Here is a 21,224-nt window from a genome sequence, read left to right on the forward strand (position 1 = left end):
CACGGTATAGATCCCCAACCCTCCTGCAAGCGTCGCAGAAGGAAGATAGGTGGCCGACTTTTACGCCGCCCGAAGCGGGACTATCCCGCCGCTACCGTGGACTAATTTTGCACCGCCGCTCTCAGGCGATCACGGAACGGCTTGTTGACGATGCCAAGCTGGATTGGAGTTTTTGCGATACCGACAGCATGGCCATCGCCAAACCCGATGAGATGTCGGCTGAGGAGTTTAGCGACAAAGTGCAGCGGATCGCCGAGTGGTTCGAGGGGCTCAATCCCTATGATTTTGACGGTTCAATCCTCAAAGTCGAGGATGTGAATTACCACCCCACTGAGCCTCGCACACTGATGCCGTTGTTTTGCTGGGCCGTGTCGTCAAAACGTTATGCGCTGTTCAATCTCGACCGGCATAGTAAGCCGGTTTTGCGCAAGGCATCAGCACACGGGCTGGGCCATTTGCGTGCGCCCTACGATGCCAACACTCCCGCAATGGGCATCCCAGAACCAGAACTCGATCTGCTAAAGATTGGGGTGGAACTCTGGCAGCACGATCTCTGGTATCAGATCATCAGTGCAGCGCTTTTTGGGCAGCCAGATCAAGTTGACCTAGCCTTTCACCCGGCGCTCAATTTGCCTGCCATTAGCCGCTATGGGGCAACATCACCTCGTCTGTTAGCCTGGTTCAAACGGTACAACCAGAATCGGATCTACGCTGATCAGGTGAAGCCCTTCGGGTTCTTGCTAGCACTACTTGCAGGACAAATCGCTGCCGGGGAAGAAATCCTCCAGCAGAAACCGACGGGCAGGGAGCGATCGCCAAAGCCAATCAAGCCAATTGCGCCATTCAATCTTGACCCGGCAGTCGCTGCCTCGACGGCATTTGATCGGGAGACCGGAAACGCCATCCTGGCATCGGCTTTGAAAACCTATGCGCAAGCCATCGCGCAATATCATCTGCACCCGGAAGCCAAATTCTTGAACGGTGACTATGTCGATAAGGGCGCGACCAGACGCAGGCACGTAGTTTCCGTTGCCGTTCAACACATCGGGAAAGAGGCCAACAAATGGGAGGAGCAGTTCTTTGTCGGGTTGGATGACGACGCCTCACCAGACTACGGTCAGTCGCCAGAGCAGGTCGGGGCGATACGTGCAGAGCTCAGCACGCTAACCAGCCAGCTCGGCCGGGACGCCGTCGCCAAACAGCTCAAGATTTCCGTGCCAAAACTGACCACATGGCTACGGGGAAAGCCAAGTTCCAGAGGTGTCCAGACACAATCGATTTCCAAGGCTTTCCAGGCACTTCGGGATGCAGCGAGAGTTAAGGGCGAAGGTGATAAAAATGAGCTCACCGCAATAAAATCCAGTATCGCAGACATCGGGTTGCGTGCCACGGCTCGCTTGTATGGGCTTGATCCCTCGAATTTGAGGCGCAGAATGAAGGGAGGTTTCTAAAACTAGCGGGAAGCCGCTGGCCATCCAAAACAAAAGCCTTGCTGCCTACATATCCTAGAGAGATCCTTCCGCCTCCGATCCCATGGCGGGCCAATATGGCATCGAGATCAGCGGCATTGGCGGCAAGCGACCCCGTTCGAGAGCTTTGCAATCCGTTCGCAAACACCTGAAAGCTGCCGCTGAGCCCTGCAACAATGAAGTGCGACGTTCCGCTTAATGGGCGAACGCACGTCCATCAGAACCGGCTAGGGCGATGTTAACCGTGGAAGGCTACTCGCCAACCAGTCCGATCTCACGCCAATACGCGATTGAAAAGTCCATGAACTCCTTTACGCGCTGCGGCAGATCGCGGGTAAAGGGGTGCAGCATATGAATAAGCATGGATGGTGGTTTCGCCGCGGTGGAAAGCTCCAATAGCTGACCGTTTGCGACATCGTCTGCGGTCAAGAACCACGGTAGAATAGCCACTCCTGCACCGCCAATAGCTGCCTCCCGGGCTTGCAAGCCGTTGCTGACGGTGATCGAAGATGACCAGGTTAAAGAAAAGCCCTCGTCGGCGAGATCAGCAATTGGCGCAGTCACAGGCCCGAAAGCACTCTGGCCCGCGAAGCGGATCAATTCCAGTTCCAGGGCAGCAGCCGGCGATGCAAGCGTTCGTTGGCGGGCCATATATTCCGGCGCAACGTAGAACCCGGTCCTCACCGATCCCACCCTGCGGACCCGAAGAGTGGAGTCATCCAGCGTGCCGATTCGGATTGCGATGTCGGTATCTTCTTGCACGGGGTCGACCCGTCGATCGTCCACGGCAAATTCTACGGATACCGTTCGAAACTTTTGTCGAAATTCCACCAAAGCGGGCATGACCAAGCGGCCAGCTAAAAGCCCGGGAGCGTTGATGCGAAGGCGGCCCTTGATTCCGGCTCCCTCACCAGCAGCTTCGGCATCTGCCGCAGCCCATAGGTCTAGCAAGTGCTTCACTCGCTGATAGTAGTCGGCTCCGGCCTCGGTTAGTTTCAGACTACGAGTCGTCCTGTGGAGTAGCCGGGTGCCAAGGCGAGTCTCGAGCTCAGCGACCCCCTTGCTCACGGATGGCTGGGTTGTCGCTAACGTTCGTGCGGCAGCGGAGAAACTCCCTTCCTCCGCGACCCCTTTGAAAGCTTTGATCTGCGTGAGGTGATCCAAAGACATATTCCTTCTGAGAAAAAGACATATTCCTTCTGGGAATAAACGTTATACGATCTGTCGAGTATCGCCTCTAGACGTTTCCGGTATGCTTTGAACCTCATCGCAACGAGGAAGGACGCTCATGAACAAGAATTTCCTATTGGCCGCCGGGGTGGCGCTCGGTGTTAGCGCTGGCCTGATCAGTCAGGCTTTGGCGCAGGACATCACCATTGCAGCGGATGTATTCCCAGAGAACATCGCGTCCGCTGCCGATGGCAGCTTGCTCATCAGCAGCATAACCCAGGGTATCGTTTACCGCGTGGCTCCAGGAGCAACATCAGCTGAGCCATGGATTACTGACATCGGCCCAGCTGTGACCGGCGTATTCGCCCACGAAAACAACGTTTATGTTTGCTCCAACGGACCGTTCGGAGCGAACGAGCCCGGATTTTTCAAGGTTTACGACTTAGCCAATGGCGAAGAGACTGCGTCCTACGATTTCCCTGCCGGCGGCCTTTGCTCCGACGCAGCCGCTGCTCCAGATGGCACGATCTACGTCACTCAATTGGGCGCCGCTCCGGGTCGACTTTTCCAGCTTACAGCTACCGGGCTGGAAGAGGTGCTGGTGGACGATGCGATCGCTGGTTTGGACGGCTTAGCGTTCATCGGCGAAACGCTCTACGCCAACAACCTTCAAACCGGTGAGCTGTATCGCATAAATCTTGAAGCAGGCCCCGTGAGTTTTACACCTCTGACGTTGTCACAGCCTCTGGAGAGACCTGATGGCATGCGAACGGCTAAGGATGGGCAGTCCCTTTTGATTGCTGAAGCTCAGGGTAATCGCGTCGTTCAGGTGACAATAGACGGAGACTTGGCAAAGGTAACCGAAATCGCTGGTGATCTGGATGGCGGCCCAACTGGTGTCGCCCAAATTGGAGATACAGTTTACGTTGTCGAAGGGCACTTTTACGGCTTAAACCCAGATGCCGAGCGCACGCCTCCTGAGATGTTTACTGTCCGGCAGTTCCCTCTCCCCTAAGCGTCGGTCACGTTGAGCTGGACGGCCGCCGGTATCGCACGGCGGCCGGCAGGCTTGTCGCCCTCCGAGTATCGCCGGCGATTTCGGGCCTAATGCGTCCTCCGCTGGGACCAAGCGGCCTTAGATTTCCGACCCAATTCGCGCCACAACGCACTGCCTATTGCGTCGGCTATGTTGGGCTGTCATCCAAAACCGGACGGACCGGTACCCATCCCGAAGTGGCCGGAACCGCCCCCAAGCCGGACATTCGAGCCCTGACGGCGAATGATCGGAAGCTGCCATTCGGCAAGTCAGCCACTCCCGGCTAGATCAGGAGCAGACCGTTCTCTATCTTCCCGCGCCAGTGGCATCGGAATTCCTTTGGAGGGCCCAGTCGATAAGCGCTTCCATGGCAGGGCCAAGTGCCTTTCCAAGCTCGCTAAGGCCATATTCTACCTTCGGAGGCACCTCCGGGTAGGCAGTGCGCGTAACAATGCCGTCCTTTTCCAGTTCCTTGAGCTGCTGGATTAGCATCTTCTGGTTCACCCCTTCGACCCGACGCTCGAGTTCGGAAAACCGCAGTGGACCGTGCGCGGCGAACAGCTGACATATGATGATGATCTTCCATTTGCCCTCAATGGCGCTTAGGGCCTCGCCAATGGCGGAAGCCCAAACTTTCCGCTGCTCCGGGTTCTGGCAGTTCCAATCGTGCTCGGTCCGAATAATAGCCTCCAATGCTATACCCACCAAAAGGTGGGTACTTGCGATGCCGACCGCGTACTCCTACCTCGAAGAACACGCAACAACACCTAGGTATGAACATGAAAATCGGCATCTTTGGCACCGGCAATATTGGCGGCACCCTCGCACGCAAACTCGCGGCCAACGGCCACGATGTGCGGATTACCAAGTCTGATGGTGCAGAGAAGTTGAAGGGCTTCGCAGCCGAGATCGGTGCGACTGCTGTTGATGCTTACGGCGCCGTGGACGGGGCCGACCTCATCATTCTGTCCATTCCATTTCCAGCTATCGCCAGTTTGCCCAAGGACCTCTTTGACCACGTTCCTGCCACTGTGCCGGTGGTCGACACCGGCAACTACTACCCGGGGATGCGCGATCCTAAAATCGCGGAGATAGACGACGGGATGACCGAAAGCGTCTGGGTGTCGCAGCAGTTGGGTCGCCCCATCATCAAAGCGTTTAACAATATCCTTGCTGCTACCCTTGCCGATCTTGGTCGTCCGTCCGGATCGCCAGACCGCATCGCTGCAGCGGTCGCGGGAGACGATGCGGCTCAGAAGCGGATGGTAATGGGAATCGTGGATGAGGTTGGGCTAGAGCCGGTGGATGCCGGGTCGTTGGAAGAAAGCTGGCGCCAGGAGCCCTCCACACCGGCCTACTGCTGTGATTGGAATGCAAACGAAATGGATGAGGCGTTGGCCGCGGCGGTTAGGGGTGAAGCTGCCGCAAAGCGGGACCGAATGATGGAGCAGTATTCCGCCCTAGGCCCCGACATAACCCACGATCAGATGGTCGCCTCGAACCGGAAAGTGAACGCGGGCAAGTAACCTGTGGCGGGTAAGCCTGACGCGAACCCGCCACCGTAGACAGGCATGATCCCGTTCGGAGAACGCCAGCTATCGCAATGCTGACAAAGAACCCATGTCCGTGAGCGGGCGTTGATCTGCCAAACGGGTCAACATATCAACGTCCGCTTACCCTCCTGGACCGAAAAAGCCGCCGGCCCGCAATCCACCCCATATTGGACATCGCGGGTACGACTTGGTGGCCAGCTTTCAGCATATCACAGTGCTGACTAGAATAACCGATATGGGTCGCAAGCTGAAATGCTGAACACGAGAATATGCAACGGACCACCCCGACCTTCTCATGTTCTACGAGTTAAGCCAGTCGAATGGCCCAATCCTCGATAGGAACTATGAGGGGGGAGTGAAGGCCTCACATGCTGTGGTCATGGAGGTACAATATTTCCGATATCACTATACCCCCTCCCCGCAAGGGGGAGGGTGAACCCGGTGGGTGGGGTGAAGGCGAGGTCGTCCTCAGTCCATCCGGCGGCGCCGGCTGCCGCGACTGACCACGATGGAAATCAGCACCCCGGCCAGCAGCGCGATCAGCAGGGGCCAGTAGCGCAATTGTGAAAACAGCGTGCTGGCCAGCCGCTGATGCGGGCGGACGTCGAGGGCGGCCATTTGCTGGGGCGGCAGGGCAGCGGTGATGCGGCCGAGCGGGTCGGTGGCGAAGGTCAGGCCGGAATTGGCGGCGCGGATCAGGCTCATGCCCTCTTCGACGGCGCGTACGCGAGCATGGTGGGCATGCTGGGCCGGGCCGATGGAGCCGTCGAACCAGGCATCATTGGTGATGTTGAAGAGGAATTGCGCGCCCGCCGTGTCGCCCAGATCGCCGGAAAACAGGATTTCGTAGCAGATCAACGCGAGGAAGGCCGGCGTGGCCGGCAGGCTCATCAACCGCCGGCGCGCATCGCCATGGCCCCAGCCCTCGGCGCCGGGCACGAACTGCTTGATGCCGAAGCGGGAGAACAGCTCGGCAAAGGGCAGAAATTCGCCGAAGGGCACGAGGTGGCTTTTGTCATAGCTGGCGATGATTTCGCCATTGGTGTCGATAGCCAGCAGGGCGTTGAAGGGCGGGCCGGAGGCCGTGCTGGCGCCGGGCTCATATTGCTGGCGCGGCGCGCCGGCCAGCAGGGTGGTGGTTTCGGGCAGCAGCCTGGCGATACGGGCCAGCGCCTCGGGATAGGTGGAGAGGAAAAACGGCAGGCTCGATTCGGGCCAGACCAGATGGGTGATATCGGCGAGCCCCTGATCGGCTGGGTCCATGCGCATGTCGCTCAGCATCAGCAGCCGGTCGATCAGCGCCACCGGGTCGGCATTGCCCCAATCGGCATGTTCATAAACCAGCGGCTGCACCAGCCGCAGCGCGATATCGCTGCGCTCCGTGGCAATGGTACCGGCAAGCCGATTATGGCCATAGCCGAGCTGCAGGGCGATTAGGGTGAGCCCGATAAACAGCGGCAGCAGGCGCCGGCTGAGGCTGCGATCATCGGCCGGCCAGATCAGCGCCGGCAGCATGGCCAGCACAGCCGCGAGCAAAGTCAGCCCATAAATGCCGATCAGCGCGCTGAGCTGCATCATCTCGTCGGTCGGGGTCAGCGCATAGCCGAGCAGATCGAAGGGAAAGCCGGTCAGCACATGGCCGCGCAGCCATTCGGCGATGGTGAGGAATGTGGCGAGGGTGACGATGCGCCAGGGGCCATGCGACCAGAACAGCTGCGCCACGGCACTGGCAAACCCCCAGAACAGGGCGATCAGCGCCGCCAGCGCCAGAATGGCGAAGGGCATGATGGCCAGCATGATGCCGCCATCGACAAAGAAGGCCGCGCCCAGCCAGTGGAAGGCGACGGTGAAATAGCCCCAGCCAAAGGCAAAGCCGATGGTAAAGCCCGGGCCGAACAGACGGCGCCAGCCGCGCTGTCGCTCGGCGCCATCGAGGCACCAGACCCAGATGGGAAAGCTGATGAACAGCGCCGGCAGGATGAACAGCGGTGGCACCGACAGGCCGGCAACGGCCCCGGCCAGCACCAGCAGCAGGAAGCGGCGCCAGCCATGGCTCAGCATGGCGGTCTCGGCCAGCCAGGTCATCGTGGGGCTTTCGGCGAATCAGGGCGCATGGGGCAAAATCGCTGTCCGGGGAGAGGGCGTCAAGGCGGTGGACTTGGTCGTTTGCGCGGTTTAGGAATTCGCCGAGGCATCGCAGACCCCTCACCCTGAGTTTCTGCTGAACGCAGAAACTCGGTCCCTCTCCCGCAAGGGGCGAGGGAGGCACCGTGTCAGCTCATTCTCTGAGCCCCCCTTCTCCCCTTGCGGGAGAAGGTGCCCGTAGGGCGGATGAGGGGTAGTGTGTGCACCAATGATCCTGCCCATCACTCTCGCCATCGACACCGCCGCGCCGCGTCTGCAACTGGGATTGTTGCTGGGCGATGGGCGCGTGGATGTGTCGGTCGATGATTTGGCCACCGGCCATGCCGAACTGATCTTTGAGCGCATCGCAACGCTGCTGGTGCGCCATGGGCTGGGCTATGCCGATTTGCAGCGCGTGGTGACGACGACGGGGCCGGGCTCGTTCACCGGGCTGCGCATCGGGCTGTCGGCGGCGCGCGGCATCGGGCTGGCGCGGGGCATTCCGGTGGTTGGGGTGTCGAGTCTGGTGGCGCTGTCGCTAGCGGCAGAGGGGGCGTCTACCGTGCTGCTCGATGCGCGACGCGGCGAGGCCTATGTGCAGAATTTCACCGCGCCGGGCGTGGCGCTGAGCGCGGGCGCGCTGTTGGCGATGGACGAGGCGCGGGCGGCCATTCAGTCGGGCGCAGCACTGCTCGAAACCCCATTTGTCGATATTGCCTTGCTGGCGGGGTTTGGTGCGAGCCTCGACCCAGTCAGCCATCCGCCCGAGCCGAACTATATCCGCGATGCCGATGCCAAGCCGCAGAGTGCGGCGCGCATTGCGAGGCTTGGGGCATGATCAAATTGTGGATGGCCCCGGCGGGGCTGCATATCGAGCCGGGTCGCATGGGGGACGCCAAGGAGCTGGCGCGCATTCATGCGCAGGGGTTTTATCGCGGCTGGCCGAGCGGAGAATTCGAGAGCTTTCTCGCTGACGCGGCAACGCCGGTCTATGTCGCCTGCGACGCCAGGCGGCGCATTGCCGGCTTTGCCCTGATCCGGGTGGTGGCCGACGAGGCCGAATTGCTGACCATCGCCGTCGATCCCAAATTTCGCGGCAAGCGCGTCGGCCAGGCGCTGCTGGCGGCGGTGTTCAACGATTTGCTGCTCAGCCCGGCGCGGCGGATGTTTTTGGAAGTCAGCGAGGAGAATGCGGCGGCGATCAAGCTGTATCAGCGCGAGGGCTTTGCCACCATTTCCAGCCGCAAGGGCTACTATCCCAAAGCCGATGGGTCGCAGGCCACCGCGCTTGTCATGGCGCGCGATCTTGGGTAACCCGGTCGCTCAAGGCAACCCGCAGGGAGGTGCAGCGTGAGCAGGAGCCAGACTGACCCGACGCTGGAAGAGGCCTGCGTTGCCCGGGGCATGCGCATGACCGAGCAGCGCCGCGTCATCGCCCAGGTGATCGAAGCGGCTTCCGATCATCCCGATGTCGAAGAGCTGTATCGCCGCGCCTCGGCGATTGATGATCGCATCTCGCTGTCCACCGTCTATCGCACCGTCAACCTCTTCGAGGAGGCGGGGCTGGTGACCAAGCATGACTTCAAGGATGGCCGGGCGCGCTTCGAGCTGATCCCCGACGAGCATCACGACCATCTGATCGATATCCGCAGCGGCGCCGTCATTGAATTCCGCAATGAGGAAATCGAGGCGATTCAGGAGGTCATCGCCAAGCGGCTGGGCTATCGCCTGGTTGACCACCGGCTCGAACTCTATGCCGTGCCCATCGAAAGCCCCGACACGACCAAAAAATGATCGTCCGCCTGCTGCCGGCCGAAGCCTAAAATTTTAGGCGGTAAGGCTAATGCCGGCTTTGCTTTGGCGGTTAATGTTTTGTTAGCTATGACTGCTGGCAAGGCGGAGGCGGCTATGGCTTGGGAATTGCTGGCAATGTGGGCGATCGTCATCGCGACACTGGTCTGGTTTGTGCGCGACGAGCGGCGGGTGCGGGCCGAGGCCGAACTGGAGCGCTCGGCGCGCTATTACGCCCATGCCCCCAAATACCGCCATATCCGGGTGGAACAGCCCCCGGCGCCGCCGCAGCGCCGCCCCGGTGGCTTGAGCGCTCAGCAGCGCGCCTTCATGGCGGCGCTGGCCACGGCTAAGGCGCCGGCGGCTCGGCCAGACTCGATTTCAGCCGGGCAATGATGGCGGCGGCCTTGAGCATCAGGGCCATGTCGATATCGGAATCGCTGGCGCCATCGGCCACATCGGCCCATACCGGAATCGCCAATTCATGGGTTTGGTCCTGCCCGCCCAGGGTTTCGGACAGCACCGCCCGGACGTGACCGGTCATGCGGCCAGCCAGGCGCGGATGGGCCTGCTTGTCACGCACGGCGATGTCGATGAGCTGCAATGTCATTTTGGCTCCTGAGGAGCCCCCGCCAAAACGCTAGTCCGGCTTGGTTCCCAAGGGGTTAACGCCTGCGAAGGAACAGGGTTTCTCCACGGCCGATAATGGGGTTGGCGGCTAGACCTTGACCGCGTGCTCGACCCGGCCAGATTCGCCGAAAATCTGCACATAGCGGGCGATCTCTTCCGGCGTGCCGGTGGCCTTGGCCGGGTTGTCGCTGAGCTTGACCGCCGGGCGGCCATTGGCTTCGCTGACCTTGGCGACGATGGAAATCGGCTCCAGCCCCGGATTGCGGCCATCGGGGGCGCAGCCCTCGAAGTCATTGGTGAGATTGGTGCCCCAGCCAAAAGCCATGCGCACCTTGCCGTCGAAATGCAGATAGGCCTCTTCGATCATGTCGACATCGAGCCCGTCCGAGAAGATCAGCAGCTTGTCGCGCGGATCGCGGCCGCGTTCCTTCCACCAGGCGATGATGCGTTCGCCGCCCGCAATCGCCGGGGCACTATCGGGGCGGAAGCCGGTCCAGTCGGCCACCCAGTCGGGCGCATCGCGCAAGAAGGCGTCGGTGCCGAAGGCGTCGGGCAGGACGATCTTGAGATTGCCACCATAATAGCTCTCCCAATCCTGCAGCACCTGATAGGGCGCGGCGCGTAGCGCGTCGTCGGTTGTGGCCAAGGCCGCCAGCACCATGGGCAGCTCATGGGCATTGGTGCCCAGCGCCTCAAGGTCATTATCCATCGCCAGCTTGACGTTGGAGGTGCCGGTGAAAGCGTCGCCGATGCCTTCCTTGAGCGCTTCGACGCACCAGCGCTGCCACAGGAAGGAATGGCGGCGGCGGGTGCCGAAATCGGAAATTTTCAGCTCGGGCAGCTTTTGCAGGCGCTCGACCTTGCCCCACATCTTGGCCTTGGCGCGGGCATAGAGCACGTCGAGCGCAAAGGGGCCGTAATGCTTCATCGCGGCGCGCGAACGCAGCTCGTTGATGATCGCCAAAGCGGGGATTTCCCACATCGCGGTTTCCAGCCATAGGCCGGGAAATTCCAGCACGAACTGGCCGTCGCGCTGTTCCAGCGAATATTCGGGTAGGCGGAAATCTTCCAGCCGCTTGAGGAAGGCCGGGGTGAAAATCTGCTTGCTGCCGTAAAAGCTGTTACCGGCCAGCCAGATCATTTCCTTCTTGGAAAAGCGCAAAGTGCGGGCATGGTCGAGCTGGGCACGCAACTCGTCAATGTCGATCTCATCGGCCAGCCGCACCGATTTGGTGCGGTTGATCAGCGAGAAGGTGGCGTTGACCTTGGGATAGAGCCCCCAGATCATCTGCAGCATCAGGAGCTTATAGAAGTCGGTATCGAGCAGGCTGCGCACGATGGGGTCGAGCTTCCAAGTGTGGTTATACACCCGCCGGGCAATGTCGGTATAGGTCGCCATGGGGTCTCTCCACTCTGCGGCTTGGCTTTTAGCCTGCGGGGCAGGGGTTTGGAAGAGACTGCGAAAGAGTTCGGTGGCACGTAGGGGGCACGCCCTCGTGGTTCGAGGCTCGGCAAGGGCCTCGCACCTCACCATGAGGGTGCAATTTGGCACTGGAGCGAGCCCCACCCTCGATGTCACCCCGGCCTTGAGCCGGGGCCCATCCTGAGATGGTGCCGGTGAATGGATCTCAGGATGGATCCCGGCTCAAGGCCGGGATGACACCGTGTTTTTTGGGGCCACAAGGCCAGCGCCTAGGCGCCCAGTTGGAACGCTTCGAACCGCCCCAGCGCCGCGTCGATGGCGGCCTTGCCCTCGACGCCGACATCCTCGAACCAGCTCGCCTGCTGGATCAGCAATTTTCCTTTGCCGCGGTCGGTCTTGAGATCGAAGGCTGCGACGATGCGGTCGCCCAGCAGCACCGGCAGGGCGAAATAGCCGAGCTGGCGCTTGGCCGCCGGTAGATAGGCTTCGAACAGATGATCATAATCGAAGAACAGTTTCAGCCGTTTGCGCTGGATGATCAGCGGATCGAAGGGCGACAGGATATGCACCAGATTGGGCGGCTCGCCCGCCGCTGCATCGAGCGTTTCGGGGCTGGCCCAATGCTGCACCTTGTCATTGCCGGCGATGGTGAGTGGCACCAGCAGCTTGCGGCGCACGCGGCTCTCGATCAGGTCCTTCATTGCCGGTTTGCGCGGCGCGTCGAGATGGCAGATGGAATCGAGGCTGACGATGCCCTGGCTGCGCAGCGCGCGATCCAGCAGATAGGCGGTGACCTGCCGTTCAGTGGCCGGCTTTGGCACCTTGCTCCAGCCGAAATGGCGGGCGGTGAGATCATAGGTTTTGAGCATGCCCTGCCGCGCCGCGATGGTGACCAGACCCTGATAGAACATCATCTCCAGCACGCGCTTGCTCGGCTTGCGGCTGGCCCAGGGATGGTTCTTGTCGACCAGCACATCGTCGCCAATGTCGCGGATCGACAGCGGTCCTTCGGCGCGCAATCGGGCCAGCATGGTCTTGCTCTCGGCTGGCGTGACCGAGCCGAACCAGCGCCCGGGATTGGCGCGATGCTGCTGCATCGCCGGCAGGAAATACGGCAGTTCGGCGCTGGGGACGTAGCTCAGCGCGTGGGTCCAATATTCGAATACCGATTTGTCGGTGGATTGGGCGCTGCTCAGGTCGCCGCGGCGATAATTCGGAATGCGCGACCACAGGATGTGGTGGTGGCAGCGCTCGATGACGTTGATGGTGTCGATCTGCACATAGCCCAGATGCGCGATGGCAGCGGGCGTGGCCGCCGGCGTGTCGCCGAAGGGCGCCAGACTGTCGAGCTTTTGCGCCCGGAGCCAGAGGTGGCGGGCGCGGGTCTGGTCGAGCATGAGGGGGGCTTTGGGCAAGGTCCTATCCGAATCTGGCGGAGGGCCAGCATGAGCGGCGGCGCGCCCCGGCGTCAATCATGCGGCGTGCGGAACCAGCCCCCTTCGATCAGCGCCCGCTCGCCGTGACGGCTGAGCTTCTGCCGCAAGGCGGCCAGCTCGGTCGGGGTCCAGCCGGTGGGTGCGGTGACCTGCACCCAGGCGTCGAAATAATCTTCCGGGGCATAGACGTGGCCAAAGCCGATCGGCGCGGTCTGGGCCAGCGCCATATCCAGCGCCAGTTGCAGGAAGGTGACCACCGGATACCAGTCGAGCAGCGGCGACACGCCTTCGGCGCGCGGGCCGCTCAGCCAGACCGGCGCCCGCCACAGCATGGCGGGCTCAAAGAACACGATGGGGTCGCTGGGATATTGCAGATAGACCGTGCGCAACGGCCCCCAGGGATGGGGATCTGCCATCAGATCGCCGCCGCCATTGGAAAAGCGCACGATGGAATCATCGCCCACTTCGGGCCGCCACCAGGACGAGCCCGGATTGCGGTTGACGGTGGCGGCGCGCCACGAGGCGGTGGCAAACGGCGTGCCGACAAACAGCGCTCCGTCGAAGGGATCGGCGAGGATGTCGTAGAGCGTGCTGGAGGCCGCCGAGCTATAGGCGCCAAGGCTCAGCCCGTGCAGATAAAGCCGTGGCCGGCTCTCCTTGGGCATGGCGGTCCAGCGGTGATAGACGGCGGTGAACAAGGCGCGCGCGGTTTCCACCCCCACATCGGGTTCCGACACCAGCGACAGCCAGCTGGTGAGATAGGAATATTGCACCGCCACGGTGGCGACATCGCCGCCATGCAGGAATTCCAGCGTATCGATAGCGGCGGGCTCCACCCAGCCGGTGCCGACCGGCATCACCAGCACCAGCACCGAACGGTCGAAGGCCCCGACGCGATCCATTTCCTTCAGCGCCAATGCGGCCCGCTGTTCGGCGGTCTCGGCCGAGCGCAGCCCGACATAGACCCGGAGCGGCTCGATGGCCGGGCGGCCGGTCATGGCGGCGATTTCTTCGGTGGTCGGCCCCGATTGCACATAGATGCGGGCGTCGAGCCCAATCGTGTCCCAAGGGATGAAAGACGGGGCGCTGCCCGAGCGCAGCGGATCGATCGGGGCCACGGCATAGCTGCCGGCCAGCCGGTCGAGATTGCCGTAGAAGCGGTCGGCGGCATAAAGCGCACCCCGCGCCACCACGCCCTGGCCCAGCGTCATCGCCAGCAGCCCGACCAGCAGAATCGCCCCAGTCAGCGCCACCCGGCGTGGAATGATGCGATTGAGCCAGCCGGAAACCAGCCGCACCCCTTGCACCAGCAGCGTGCCCAGCCCGATCAGCAGGCCGGCCGGCAACACGGCAATCGCCGCCACCAGCAGCGGCTGGCTGGCTTCGACCGGCGGCACGCCCATGGCGGCGCGAATCGAATTCTGCCAGCCGGTGGAGAACCACAGAAAGACGATGGCCAGCCCCAGGCAGGCCAGTGCGGCGATGCGGCCGATCCATTGCGCCAGCTTGGGGCTGGACCAGCGCAGTTCGAGATAATCCCACAGCCATTCGAGAAACACCCCGATGCCATAGCCGGCGGCAAAGGTGCAGCCGCATAAAATGCCCTGGGTGAGGAAATGGCGGGGAATCAGCGATGGCGTGAGGGCCAGGGCGAAAAACAGCAGGCCGAGCAGCCAGCCGCCGGTGGAGACGCGGTCGAGCTGCTGCCCCGCGGCGTAGCGGACCTGCCGGACCTGGGGCGCCCCGATCATGCGCCCACCATGCTGCGGGCCAGCACAATGGCCGCCCACACCGCGCCAATGGCGATGGCCAGGCCCAGCAGCGCAATGGCGCCGCCCAGCAGCACCCCCAGCCCGTCGCGATTGATGCGCGATACGCAAATGACGGCAATGCCGGTATTGGGCACGGCATTGATGAAGGGAATCGGCAACACCATCGGCAGGCTGATCAGCAGGATGAAGATCCCGGTCAGCCATTCCGAGCGTGGGCCGGTGAGCAGGCCCAGCCGCTGCCGCGAAATCCGGCCGATCAACCCGGCCAGCCATTGCAGCTGGCGAATCATCCGGCCCAGCAGCGCCTGCGGCAGTCGCCGCCGCCCGACCCAGCCGCCGGCCTGCAGCGGCTTGCCCAGCAGCATGGCGAGGGTGGTGCCGATGATGGCCAGCGCCAGCGTGCCGCCATAGCCCGGCGGTCCCGGCAGCATGTTGAGCACGCTGAGCACCAGGATGACCATGGGATAGGAGGCATGGCCAAGGGTTTCGATCAGACTGCCGGCGGTCAGCCCCTCAGCCTGCCTGATTCGTTCGGCAATCGCGGCGATGCGCACTTCTACGGGAGACACGGGACCTGCTGGGTGATGGCATTTGGCGCAACCTTAGCGACCCTAGCCCCCGAAGAACAACGTTTCACGATGTTTTTGACAGAGCCGGACGCATCAGAGCCAGGCGACGCGGCCGGTGGTGATGTCATGCATGGCCGCCACGATCGACAAATTCCCGCTATCGACCAGATTTTGCAGGATCGGGCTGCGCTGGGTCAGACTCGCGGCGGTCAGCCTGGCATTGGCCTCGGCCACCTTTTGCACCAGGCCGGCATTTTTGGAGCTGCGCTCGCCATCGGCCGCATCAATGCTCGCCAGCGCCGGAGCGAGATTGTCCAGCATGGCGGTGATGTTGCCGAGCTTGACGCCGTCCACCGCGCTGCGAATGGCGCCGCAGCCATTGTGCCCGAGCACGATGATCGCCTTGGCGCCGGCCACTTCGGTGGCATATTCGAGACTGCCCAGGATATCGACATTGGCGAAATTGCCGGCCACCCGGGCGCAGAACACGTCGCCGATGCGCTGATCGAAGACGAATTCCGGCGGCACGCGAGAATCGATGCAGCCGACAATGGCGGCAAACGGGGCTTGATGGGTGGCGGTCTCGTGCACCTGCTGCAGCAAATTGCAATTGATGGTGTGGCCGCCGACAAACCGCTCATTGCCGGCCCGGAGCAAGTCCAGCGCCGCGCCGGGCGACAGCTCATGCTGCCGCTGTGGGGTGAAGACCGCACATTCGGTGCCATTGGCCAGCACGGCCGTTGAAGCCGACAGCGCGCCCAGCAGGCCCCCACAAAATCCTCTCCGCGTCAGCACTGCGTCGTCCCCCCGAACCGATTTGGTCGCGCAGAGGAAGCACAAAAAGGCTGAACAACCCGTGAAGGCCGTAGCTGCAGTCTGGGAAGGGAGTGTCGCCCGGGGGCGAATAATCTCAATGCAAAATCGAGGCGGAAATGGTGGAGCCTAGAGGGCACTAACATAGGTGACCAAATTTCCCTTGCAGTTCAATAATGTAACGGTCTATCAGTGGGTTAGTGGTACGTCAATGGGGTACGTACTGGGGTACGCAAGGCGGATTTCATGGCTAGATCGGCAGCAAACGACAAGCAATATCTGGAGCTGCATAGGGGAAGGTGGCGGGTGACTGTGTCTGTCCCCCGGCATCTCCACGACGCGCTGGGAACGCGCCTCAAGCAGCAGCTCCCCACCGATAGTCTGACCATCGCTAATCAGTTGAAGTGGTCGATTGTGAACGATTTCCGCGCCCTGATCGCCAAGGGCACGGGAGGTGGTTCGGACCTCACCACATTGGCTGAAGAATTTAAGCGCCAGCGCCACAACGCGCGGACTGATGAGGAGCTAGAAGCGATTGATGAGGGGTTGTCAGTCGCCCTGGAAGCGGTGTTGGGCAGGGCCGCTGGCATTGACCGCGACCCCGAGACTGGGGAGGAGAGCCCGCGCTATGCTCCTGAGAAGGTCAAGCAGGCCGAACAGTTCGTCAAGGTGGTGGCGGGCAAGGCCACACCAATCGACCGCTTCCATCCCCAGTACATGGCCCAGTTGACGGTTAAGCCGCGCACTCAGGGCGACGACACGCGGGCCTTGGCTTTGCTCAAGCGGTGGTGTGGCGATGAGGGGGTGGACTTCCTGCTACAGTCTTTCTCCAACAAGAAGGCGGCGGTCCGCTTCTCGGATGGGTTGCAAGTCCTGGAGCCCAAACTCTCCCCGGTGACGTTGAACAAGTACCTGAGGCGGTTGTCCCGGTACTGGCAATGGCTGGAGAAGCGGGAAGAGGTGCCGCTTGATGTATGGCAGGGCGTGGCCCTAGCGGTGCCTCCCACGCCGCACGGTGAGGGCGAGCGTCCATTCACTGATGACGAGGTGTTGAAGCTGCTCAATGGGGATGCTCCCCAGGAGATGCATGACATCATGCGCATTGCCGCGCTAACAGGATGCCGCTTGGACCCCATCGTCTGCCTTCGGGTAAAAGACTGCCGCCCCGATGGTGTGTTCGTCTTCAAGCCCCAAAAGAAGGAAAAGGCCGAACGGCTTTGCCCCATCCATCCCGACCTGGAAGAGATCGTGGCCAGGCGCACTGAGGGCAGGGGGCCGGATGAGCCACTATTCCCTGAGTGGCCGGGAGCAAAGAACTCCAGCACCAAGCGGGAGCGGTCATTTGATACCTCAACCGACTTCACGAAGTATCGACGGGCAGTCGGGGTTGCTCATGTGATCGAGGGTCGCAGGCGATCTTTGGTCAACTTCCACTCATTCCGGCGCTGGTTTGTGACGAAGGCCGAACAGGCAGGGCAGCCAGAGAGTACCATCGCCGTTGTGGTGGGTCACAAGCGGTCGGGGATGACGCTGGGGGTGTACTCAGCAGGCCCACTCATCGAACAGGCTAGGGCGTGTGTTGAGGCGGTGCAGTTGCCGCTACCGAAGCTGGGCATCTCGTAACGCATGACTTGGCCCTTAGCCTTCAATGGTCAGGTCTAGCGTTCAAGCTCATCACTCCAGCCCTTGGCCCAGAAGAGCCCGATAATCGCTCCCTTGCTCGATGGAAGAATGGCCAGCGGGACGATAATGGAGAGCGGCACGAGGACGTAGAGATAGACCAGCGGGCTACCATGCCCGTCGAGTTCCATCCCAAGCATCACAAACCCGATGATGTGAACCATCAGCGTGATGACCACCAAGGGCAGAAGCAGCCCCGCCTTGTAGGTGGCAAGCGGCTCCTCGCAGGCGGGGCACTGGTCAACCTGTTCGATATAGTGATGGAAAAGCCATGCCTCACCGCAGCGAGGGCACTTGCACCGCATACCGCGCCAGATCGCTGGCCATGCCGCATGACGTGTCGGTTCGCTATTTGCTGTCATCGCCTTGCTCCGCCCAGCACCAACCCGACCAGGGGCCAGCGCACCCGTAAAGAGCGCATAAGGCTTTGCTGAAAGCTAGGCTTTAGGAGTGTTGCAGACGGGATTGGCTGAGTCATCGGCCAAATATAGCAGCTCGGTGGCGGGTTGGCCTTGGTGGCCTCATGCTGGGCCTGTGCTGATACCGCCCTGTGGACAATTGCCATATCCCCTCCGGGGGGATAGGTTCTGAACAATGAGCCACATCAATGACCCACAAATCCACTCCCGCCTGCGCCGAGCAGAGGGGCACCTCAGCACAGTCGTCAAGATGGTAGCAGAGGGCAAAGATGGCCTCGCCATTGCCCAGCAAATGCAGGCTGTCATCAAGGCCCTGGAGAAGGCCAAGCAGCTCATCATCATCGACCATATCGACCATCACCTCAGTGACGGCAGTGATGCGCTGTCTCCAGAAGTGAAGGACAAGCTGGCCGTGTTCCGCGAAATCACGAAGTACCTATAGGACACCAAGATGGCATTCGAGACGGCCACAGCCGGGCAGCACAGCCACGTCTTTCTGGGCGATGATCACGACCGCAATGCGCGTCGAACGTGGTGGGTCATTGCCCTTACCGCCGCGATGATGCTTGCGGAGATCGCAGCCGGTGCCGCGTTCGGTTCGCTGGCGTTGCTCGCTGACGGTTTCCACATGGCCACTCACGCGGGTGCTCTAACAATCGCAGCCGTGGCCTACATGTACGCTCGCCGCCATGCCAATGATGAACGCTTCACCTTTGGCACGGGCAAACTCGGTGAGCTGGCTGGCTACACCAGCGCGGTCATTCTGGCAGTCGTCGCCGTGATGATCGGATTTGAGTGCATCGTCCGGCTGACCAATCCCACGACCATACGCTTTGATGAAGCAATCGCGGTCGCGGTGGTTGGGCTGCTGGTGAACATCGCCAGCGTCTTTCTGTTGCATGACAGCGGTCATAGCCATGATCACGGCCACAGCCACGCGCACGGCCACGCAGGCCACAGCCATGAGAGCGATGCCCATGCCCATGACGATCACCACCATGATCACCCACATGACGTTTCGACCAGTGCGGCCAAGACGGCCACAACCGACTTCAACCTGCGAGCAGCCTATTTCCACGTCCTTGCAGATGCGCTGACATCGGTGCTGGCCATCGTGGGGCTGGTCGCGGGCCGGAACTTCGGTTGGCTATGGATGGACCCAGCAGTTGGTTTGCTCGGCTCCATCGTGATTGCTCGCTGGTCATGGCAGCTCCTCAAGGGGGCAGGCGCGGTACTGCTAGACAGAGTTCCCAATGACGGGACCGCAGATCAAGTGCGAAGCATCCTGGAGCTGGGCTCCGACGAGGTATCTGACTTGCATCTGTGGCGGGTTGGACCGGGCCACTTGGCGCTCATCGTCTCGGTGATAAGCGAGAACCCGCGCCCCGCTGCTTGGTACAAGGCCAAGCTCGCGCCCATCAGTGAACTCTCGCACATCACGGTTGAGGTTCTGCGGCGATAGCTTCCGGCCCGGTTGCGATCTGGTGGTGTGGCTGGCAGCTCTAGTCCGCCCGAGAATGGGAGCTAAGCTGCCAAGCCCATTCCCTTCCAAACGGACGGGGCAAGCATCGACCCTATCGGCTAGTCTGGAGGTTCGGATGTGAAGGCGAAGTGATTATGACCAAAATGAAATGGGCCACAGGCGGGCTAAAAGCGGCGCTGCCAATCTTAATGCTAACCGCCTGCACCCCAGAAGCGGCCAACGCGCCCCCAGCTATCGAGACTGCGGCGGTGGCTGTCGGCACTGTAGTGACCAAAGCTGGGGTCTATATTCTAAAGCCGACAAGTTGCGGCTTCCACCACGAGGACGGTTTCGATGACATCGAGATCAGCGGGCCGGGCACGGCTCCAGACGGTGAGAAAATCTTCTTTGAGCTGTCCTCAACCGCCAATGAGATGACCATGGCGCTGGGCGCTGATGGCCCTTTTGACACGGTTGAGCGGCGGGTAAAGGCAGGACGTTTCGTATCGGAGGAGTTTCGCCTAGAGGTCTCAGGCAAAACCGTCTCGGCGTCCGGCATGGTGCTGGTGGACCAGAATGGCGAGCGCATTGATAGCAACGCGGCTCTCGCCGTTGAATGCGGGATATGAGCAGGCCGATGGAGAAACGACGCCTATAGCGGTCCCGTGGCGTGTCGGGGAGGTTGAAAACCAATAGAGCGCCCCACCTAACAGGCACGCTCACCCACGCTTTGCCGTCCCCAGCTTTCTTTTCACCTGGCCTACGCTGTGACCGCCTCACCCATCACCCGATACACCGTTGAGCGGGCCACATTGAACCGCTTGGCAACGGCCATAGGCTTGTCCCCAGCAGCCAAAGCCGCGCGGATAGCCTCACCATCCACCGTCACAGGGCGACCCTTATAGCGCCCCTCAGTCTTCGCCTTGGCAATCCCTTCGGCCTGCCGTTCCTTCCTCAGGTCCGTCTCAAACTCGGCAATGGCCCCAAGCATGTTGAACATGAGCCGCCCCATGGGCGTGGTGGTGTCGATGTTCTGTTCGGTGGCAATGAGGTCCACCCCCTTGGCCTCCAGCTCCTTGCTGATGGCGTGAAGGTCAGACACTGAGCGCGCTAGGCGGTCCAGGCGGGTTACCATCAGCACATCACCCTTACGGGCGAACTTGATGGCCTCAGCCAGCTTTGGCCGACCATCCCGGCTGGTGCCGCTGGCCTTCTCAATGAACACCTCATCGGCACCGTGACGATTGAGGATGTCCACCTGGGCGGTTTCATTCTGGCCGGTGGAGGAGACGCGAGCGTAAGCAATCTTCATAGTGGAGGTGTCCGATAAATATCTAAGGCCATATCGGAATAGTGTCTGATAAATAGGAAGTCAATTCATATCGGACACATCGACTGGACTTCTAGCCGTCCGCCATGGGTATACCTTTTAGGACAGCCGTGAAGCGTATTGACCAAACCGCTGGCGTGCTGCGACATCAGGGGATGCAAAACACCAATGAAGCCCAGCGCTTCCTCGAAAGCCTGCACCGCTACGACCTGGCCAAGCTCTTGAGCCATTGCCACCACGAGGTGAGGAAGGTGCGCAGCAATGGGGGCTTTCGGGGCTCCAGCGCCAGCTACACGTTCGTTGTGGTCGCGCCGGTGCCCATTTCGGATGCTCTCCAGGGTCTAGCGCAGCACGATAAGCAGCGCATAGGTGAGGCGCTGACCACCGGTAATCCTGACAGTTGGGAAGTCTTCGAGGCTTCCGACTGAATAGCCCCTAGATTTGTAGACGCCTTCCTTCCTAATTTTGAGGCAAGGAGGCCTACATGGGCAAAGCCAATTTCAGCGACGATTTCAAGCGGGACGCGGTTCGTCAGATCACCGAGCGG

At 61.4% G+C, this 21,224-nt stretch carries 23 protein-coding genes; 12 read left to right on the forward strand and 11 right to left on the reverse strand.

Translation table 11 applies throughout. The annotated features are described in order from the left end of the window. A partial coding sequence (locus ACX3OZ_RS19955; RefSeq protein WP_459105367.1) for a hypothetical protein occupies positions 1-1,451 on the forward strand: 1,451 nt, incomplete at its 5' end. A gap of 270 nt (positions 1,452-1,721) precedes the next feature. On the opposite strand, the gene ACX3OZ_RS19960 is transcribed toward ACX3OZ_RS19955, so the two are convergent. Further along, positions 1,722-2,633: a LysR family transcriptional regulator gene (locus ACX3OZ_RS19960; RefSeq protein ID WP_459105368.1), complete on the reverse strand. Its 912-nt coding sequence runs from the start codon at positions 2,631-2,633 to the stop codon at positions 1,722-1,724. Between the two features lie 124 nt (positions 2,634-2,757). Here ACX3OZ_RS19960 and ACX3OZ_RS19965 point away from each other — a divergent pair, with 124 nt between their 5' ends. Beyond that, the gene (locus ACX3OZ_RS19965; RefSeq protein ID WP_459105369.1) at positions 2,758-3,654 is read left to right on the forward strand and encodes an SMP-30/gluconolactonase/LRE family protein; all 897 of its coding nucleotides are present in this window, start codon (positions 2,758-2,760) and stop codon (positions 3,652-3,654) included. 327 nt (positions 3,655-3,981) lie between these two features. Here ACX3OZ_RS19965 and ACX3OZ_RS19970 read toward each other — a convergent pair whose 3' ends face one another. After that, positions 3,982-4,356, reverse strand: coding sequence for a winged helix-turn-helix transcriptional regulator (locus tag ACX3OZ_RS19970; protein ID WP_459105379.1), 375 nt, complete (start codon positions 4,354-4,356; stop codon positions 3,982-3,984). A gap of 98 nt (positions 4,357-4,454) precedes the next feature. On the opposite strand from ACX3OZ_RS19970, the gene ACX3OZ_RS19975 reads away from it, so the two are divergent. Then, positions 4,455-5,201 carry an NADPH-dependent F420 reductase gene (locus ACX3OZ_RS19975; protein WP_459105370.1) on the forward strand — a complete coding sequence of 249 codons (747 nt, stop codon included), beginning with the start codon at positions 4,455-4,457 and terminating at the stop codon, positions 5,199-5,201. A gap of 495 nt (positions 5,202-5,696) precedes the next feature. Here the strand turns inward: ACX3OZ_RS19975 and lnt are convergent, their stop codons facing one another. Further along, the gene (gene lnt / locus ACX3OZ_RS19980; RefSeq protein WP_459094207.1) at positions 5,697-7,313 is read right to left on the reverse strand and encodes an apolipoprotein N-acyltransferase; all 1,617 of its coding nucleotides are present in this window, start codon (positions 7,311-7,313) and stop codon (positions 5,697-5,699) included. 268 nt (positions 7,314-7,581) lie between these two features. Here lnt and tsaB point away from each other — a divergent pair, with 268 nt between their 5' ends. From tsaB to ACX3OZ_RS20000, 4 genes are all read left to right on the forward strand, one after another. Beyond that, the gene (gene tsaB, locus ACX3OZ_RS19985) at positions 7,582-8,190 is read left to right on the forward strand and encodes a tRNA (adenosine(37)-N6)-threonylcarbamoyltransferase complex dimerization subunit type 1 TsaB (RefSeq protein ID WP_459094208.1); all 609 of its coding nucleotides are present in this window, start codon (positions 7,582-7,584) and stop codon (positions 8,188-8,190) included. Beyond that, entirely contained in the window at positions 8,187-8,666 is a 480-nt protein-coding gene (rimI, locus tag ACX3OZ_RS19990; protein WP_459094209.1) for a ribosomal protein S18-alanine N-acetyltransferase, read from the forward strand. Before tsaB ends, rimI begins: the two co-directional genes overlap by 4 nt. Before the next feature lie 90 nt (positions 8,667-8,756). After that, complete coding sequence (locus tag ACX3OZ_RS19995; protein ID WP_459094789.1) at positions 8,757-9,146, forward strand: Fur family transcriptional regulator; 390 nt, start codon at positions 8,757-8,759, stop codon at positions 9,144-9,146. 114 nt (positions 9,147-9,260) lie between these two features. Continuing rightward, positions 9,261-9,539, forward strand: coding sequence for a hypothetical protein (locus ACX3OZ_RS20000; protein WP_459094210.1), 279 nt, complete (start codon positions 9,261-9,263; stop codon positions 9,537-9,539). Here ACX3OZ_RS20000 and ACX3OZ_RS20005 read toward each other — a convergent pair. The 6 genes from ACX3OZ_RS20005 to ACX3OZ_RS20030 all read right to left on the reverse strand — a co-directional run bounded on the left by ACX3OZ_RS20005 (position 9,493) and on the right by ACX3OZ_RS20030 (position 15,768). Next, on the reverse strand, positions 9,493-9,753 hold the full coding sequence (locus ACX3OZ_RS20005) for a hypothetical protein (RefSeq protein WP_459094211.1): 261 nt from the start codon (positions 9,751-9,753) through the stop codon (positions 9,493-9,495). The two genes, ACX3OZ_RS20000 and ACX3OZ_RS20005, sit on opposite strands and share 47 nt — an antisense overlap. Positions 9,754-9,861: 108 nt before the next feature. After that, a complete protein-coding gene (gene pncB, locus ACX3OZ_RS20010; protein WP_459094212.1) occupies positions 9,862-11,172 on the reverse strand; it encodes a nicotinate phosphoribosyltransferase in 1,311 nt (436 codons plus the stop codon). A 293-nt stretch (positions 11,173-11,465) separates the two neighbouring features. Continuing rightward, positions 11,466-12,593 carry a winged helix-turn-helix domain-containing protein gene (locus ACX3OZ_RS20015; RefSeq protein WP_459105380.1) on the reverse strand — a complete coding sequence of 376 codons (1,128 nt, stop codon included), beginning with the start codon at positions 12,591-12,593 and terminating at the stop codon, positions 11,466-11,468. Between the two features lie 71 nt (positions 12,594-12,664). Further along, positions 12,665-14,383 (reverse strand): alpha/beta hydrolase, encoded by a 1,719-nt coding sequence (locus ACX3OZ_RS20020; protein ID WP_459094213.1) that lies wholly within the window; start codon positions 14,381-14,383, stop codon positions 12,665-12,667. Continuing rightward, a complete protein-coding gene (locus ACX3OZ_RS20025) occupies positions 14,380-14,973 on the reverse strand; it encodes an exopolysaccharide biosynthesis protein (RefSeq protein WP_459094214.1) in 594 nt (197 codons plus the stop codon). The genes ACX3OZ_RS20020 and ACX3OZ_RS20025 overlap by 4 nt, the downstream gene beginning before the upstream one ends. A gap of 93 nt (positions 14,974-15,066) precedes the next feature. Next, entirely contained in the window at positions 15,067-15,768 is a 702-nt protein-coding gene (locus ACX3OZ_RS20030) for a carbonic anhydrase (protein ID WP_459105371.1), read from the reverse strand. 264 nt (positions 15,769-16,032) lie between these two features. On the opposite strand from ACX3OZ_RS20030, the gene ACX3OZ_RS20035 reads away from it, so the two are divergent. After that, complete coding sequence (locus ACX3OZ_RS20035; protein WP_459105372.1) at positions 16,033-17,409, forward strand: tyrosine-type recombinase/integrase; 1,377 nt, start codon at positions 16,033-16,035, stop codon at positions 17,407-17,409. 35 nt (positions 17,410-17,444) lie between these two features. Here ACX3OZ_RS20035 and ACX3OZ_RS20040 read toward each other — a convergent pair whose 3' ends face one another. Beyond that, positions 17,445-17,828, reverse strand: coding sequence for a DUF983 domain-containing protein (locus ACX3OZ_RS20040; RefSeq protein WP_459105373.1), 384 nt, complete (start codon positions 17,826-17,828; stop codon positions 17,445-17,447). 232 nt (positions 17,829-18,060) lie between these two features. Between ACX3OZ_RS20040 and ACX3OZ_RS20045 the strand changes: the two genes are divergently transcribed. From ACX3OZ_RS20045 to ACX3OZ_RS20055, 3 genes are all read left to right on the forward strand, one after another. Then, positions 18,061-18,327, forward strand: coding sequence for a metal-sensing transcriptional repressor (locus ACX3OZ_RS20045; RefSeq protein WP_459105374.1), 267 nt, complete (start codon positions 18,061-18,063; stop codon positions 18,325-18,327). A gap of 9 nt (positions 18,328-18,336) precedes the next feature. Next, a complete protein-coding gene (dmeF, locus tag ACX3OZ_RS20050) occupies positions 18,337-19,347 on the forward strand; it encodes a CDF family Co(II)/Ni(II) efflux transporter DmeF (protein WP_459105375.1) in 1,011 nt (336 codons plus the stop codon). Positions 19,348-19,502: 155 nt separating this feature from the next. Continuing rightward, positions 19,503-19,976, forward strand: coding sequence for a hypothetical protein (locus ACX3OZ_RS20055; RefSeq protein WP_459105376.1), 474 nt, complete (start codon positions 19,503-19,505; stop codon positions 19,974-19,976). Positions 19,977-20,107: 131 nt separating this feature from the next. On the opposite strand, the gene ACX3OZ_RS20060 is transcribed toward ACX3OZ_RS20055, so the two are convergent. Next, positions 20,108-20,659: a recombinase family protein gene (locus tag ACX3OZ_RS20060; protein ID WP_459105377.1), complete on the reverse strand. Its 552-nt coding sequence runs from the start codon at positions 20,657-20,659 to the stop codon at positions 20,108-20,110. Positions 20,660-20,787: 128 nt separating this feature from the next. Here ACX3OZ_RS20060 and ACX3OZ_RS20065 point away from each other — a divergent pair, with 128 nt between their 5' ends. Further along, positions 20,788-21,105: a hypothetical protein gene (locus tag ACX3OZ_RS20065; RefSeq protein ID WP_459105378.1), complete on the forward strand. Its 318-nt coding sequence runs from the start codon at positions 20,788-20,790 to the stop codon at positions 21,103-21,105. The last annotated feature ends 119 nt before the right edge of the window (positions 21,106-21,224 follow it).

The sequence above is a fragment of the Devosia sp. A369 genome, assembly GCF_054489345.1.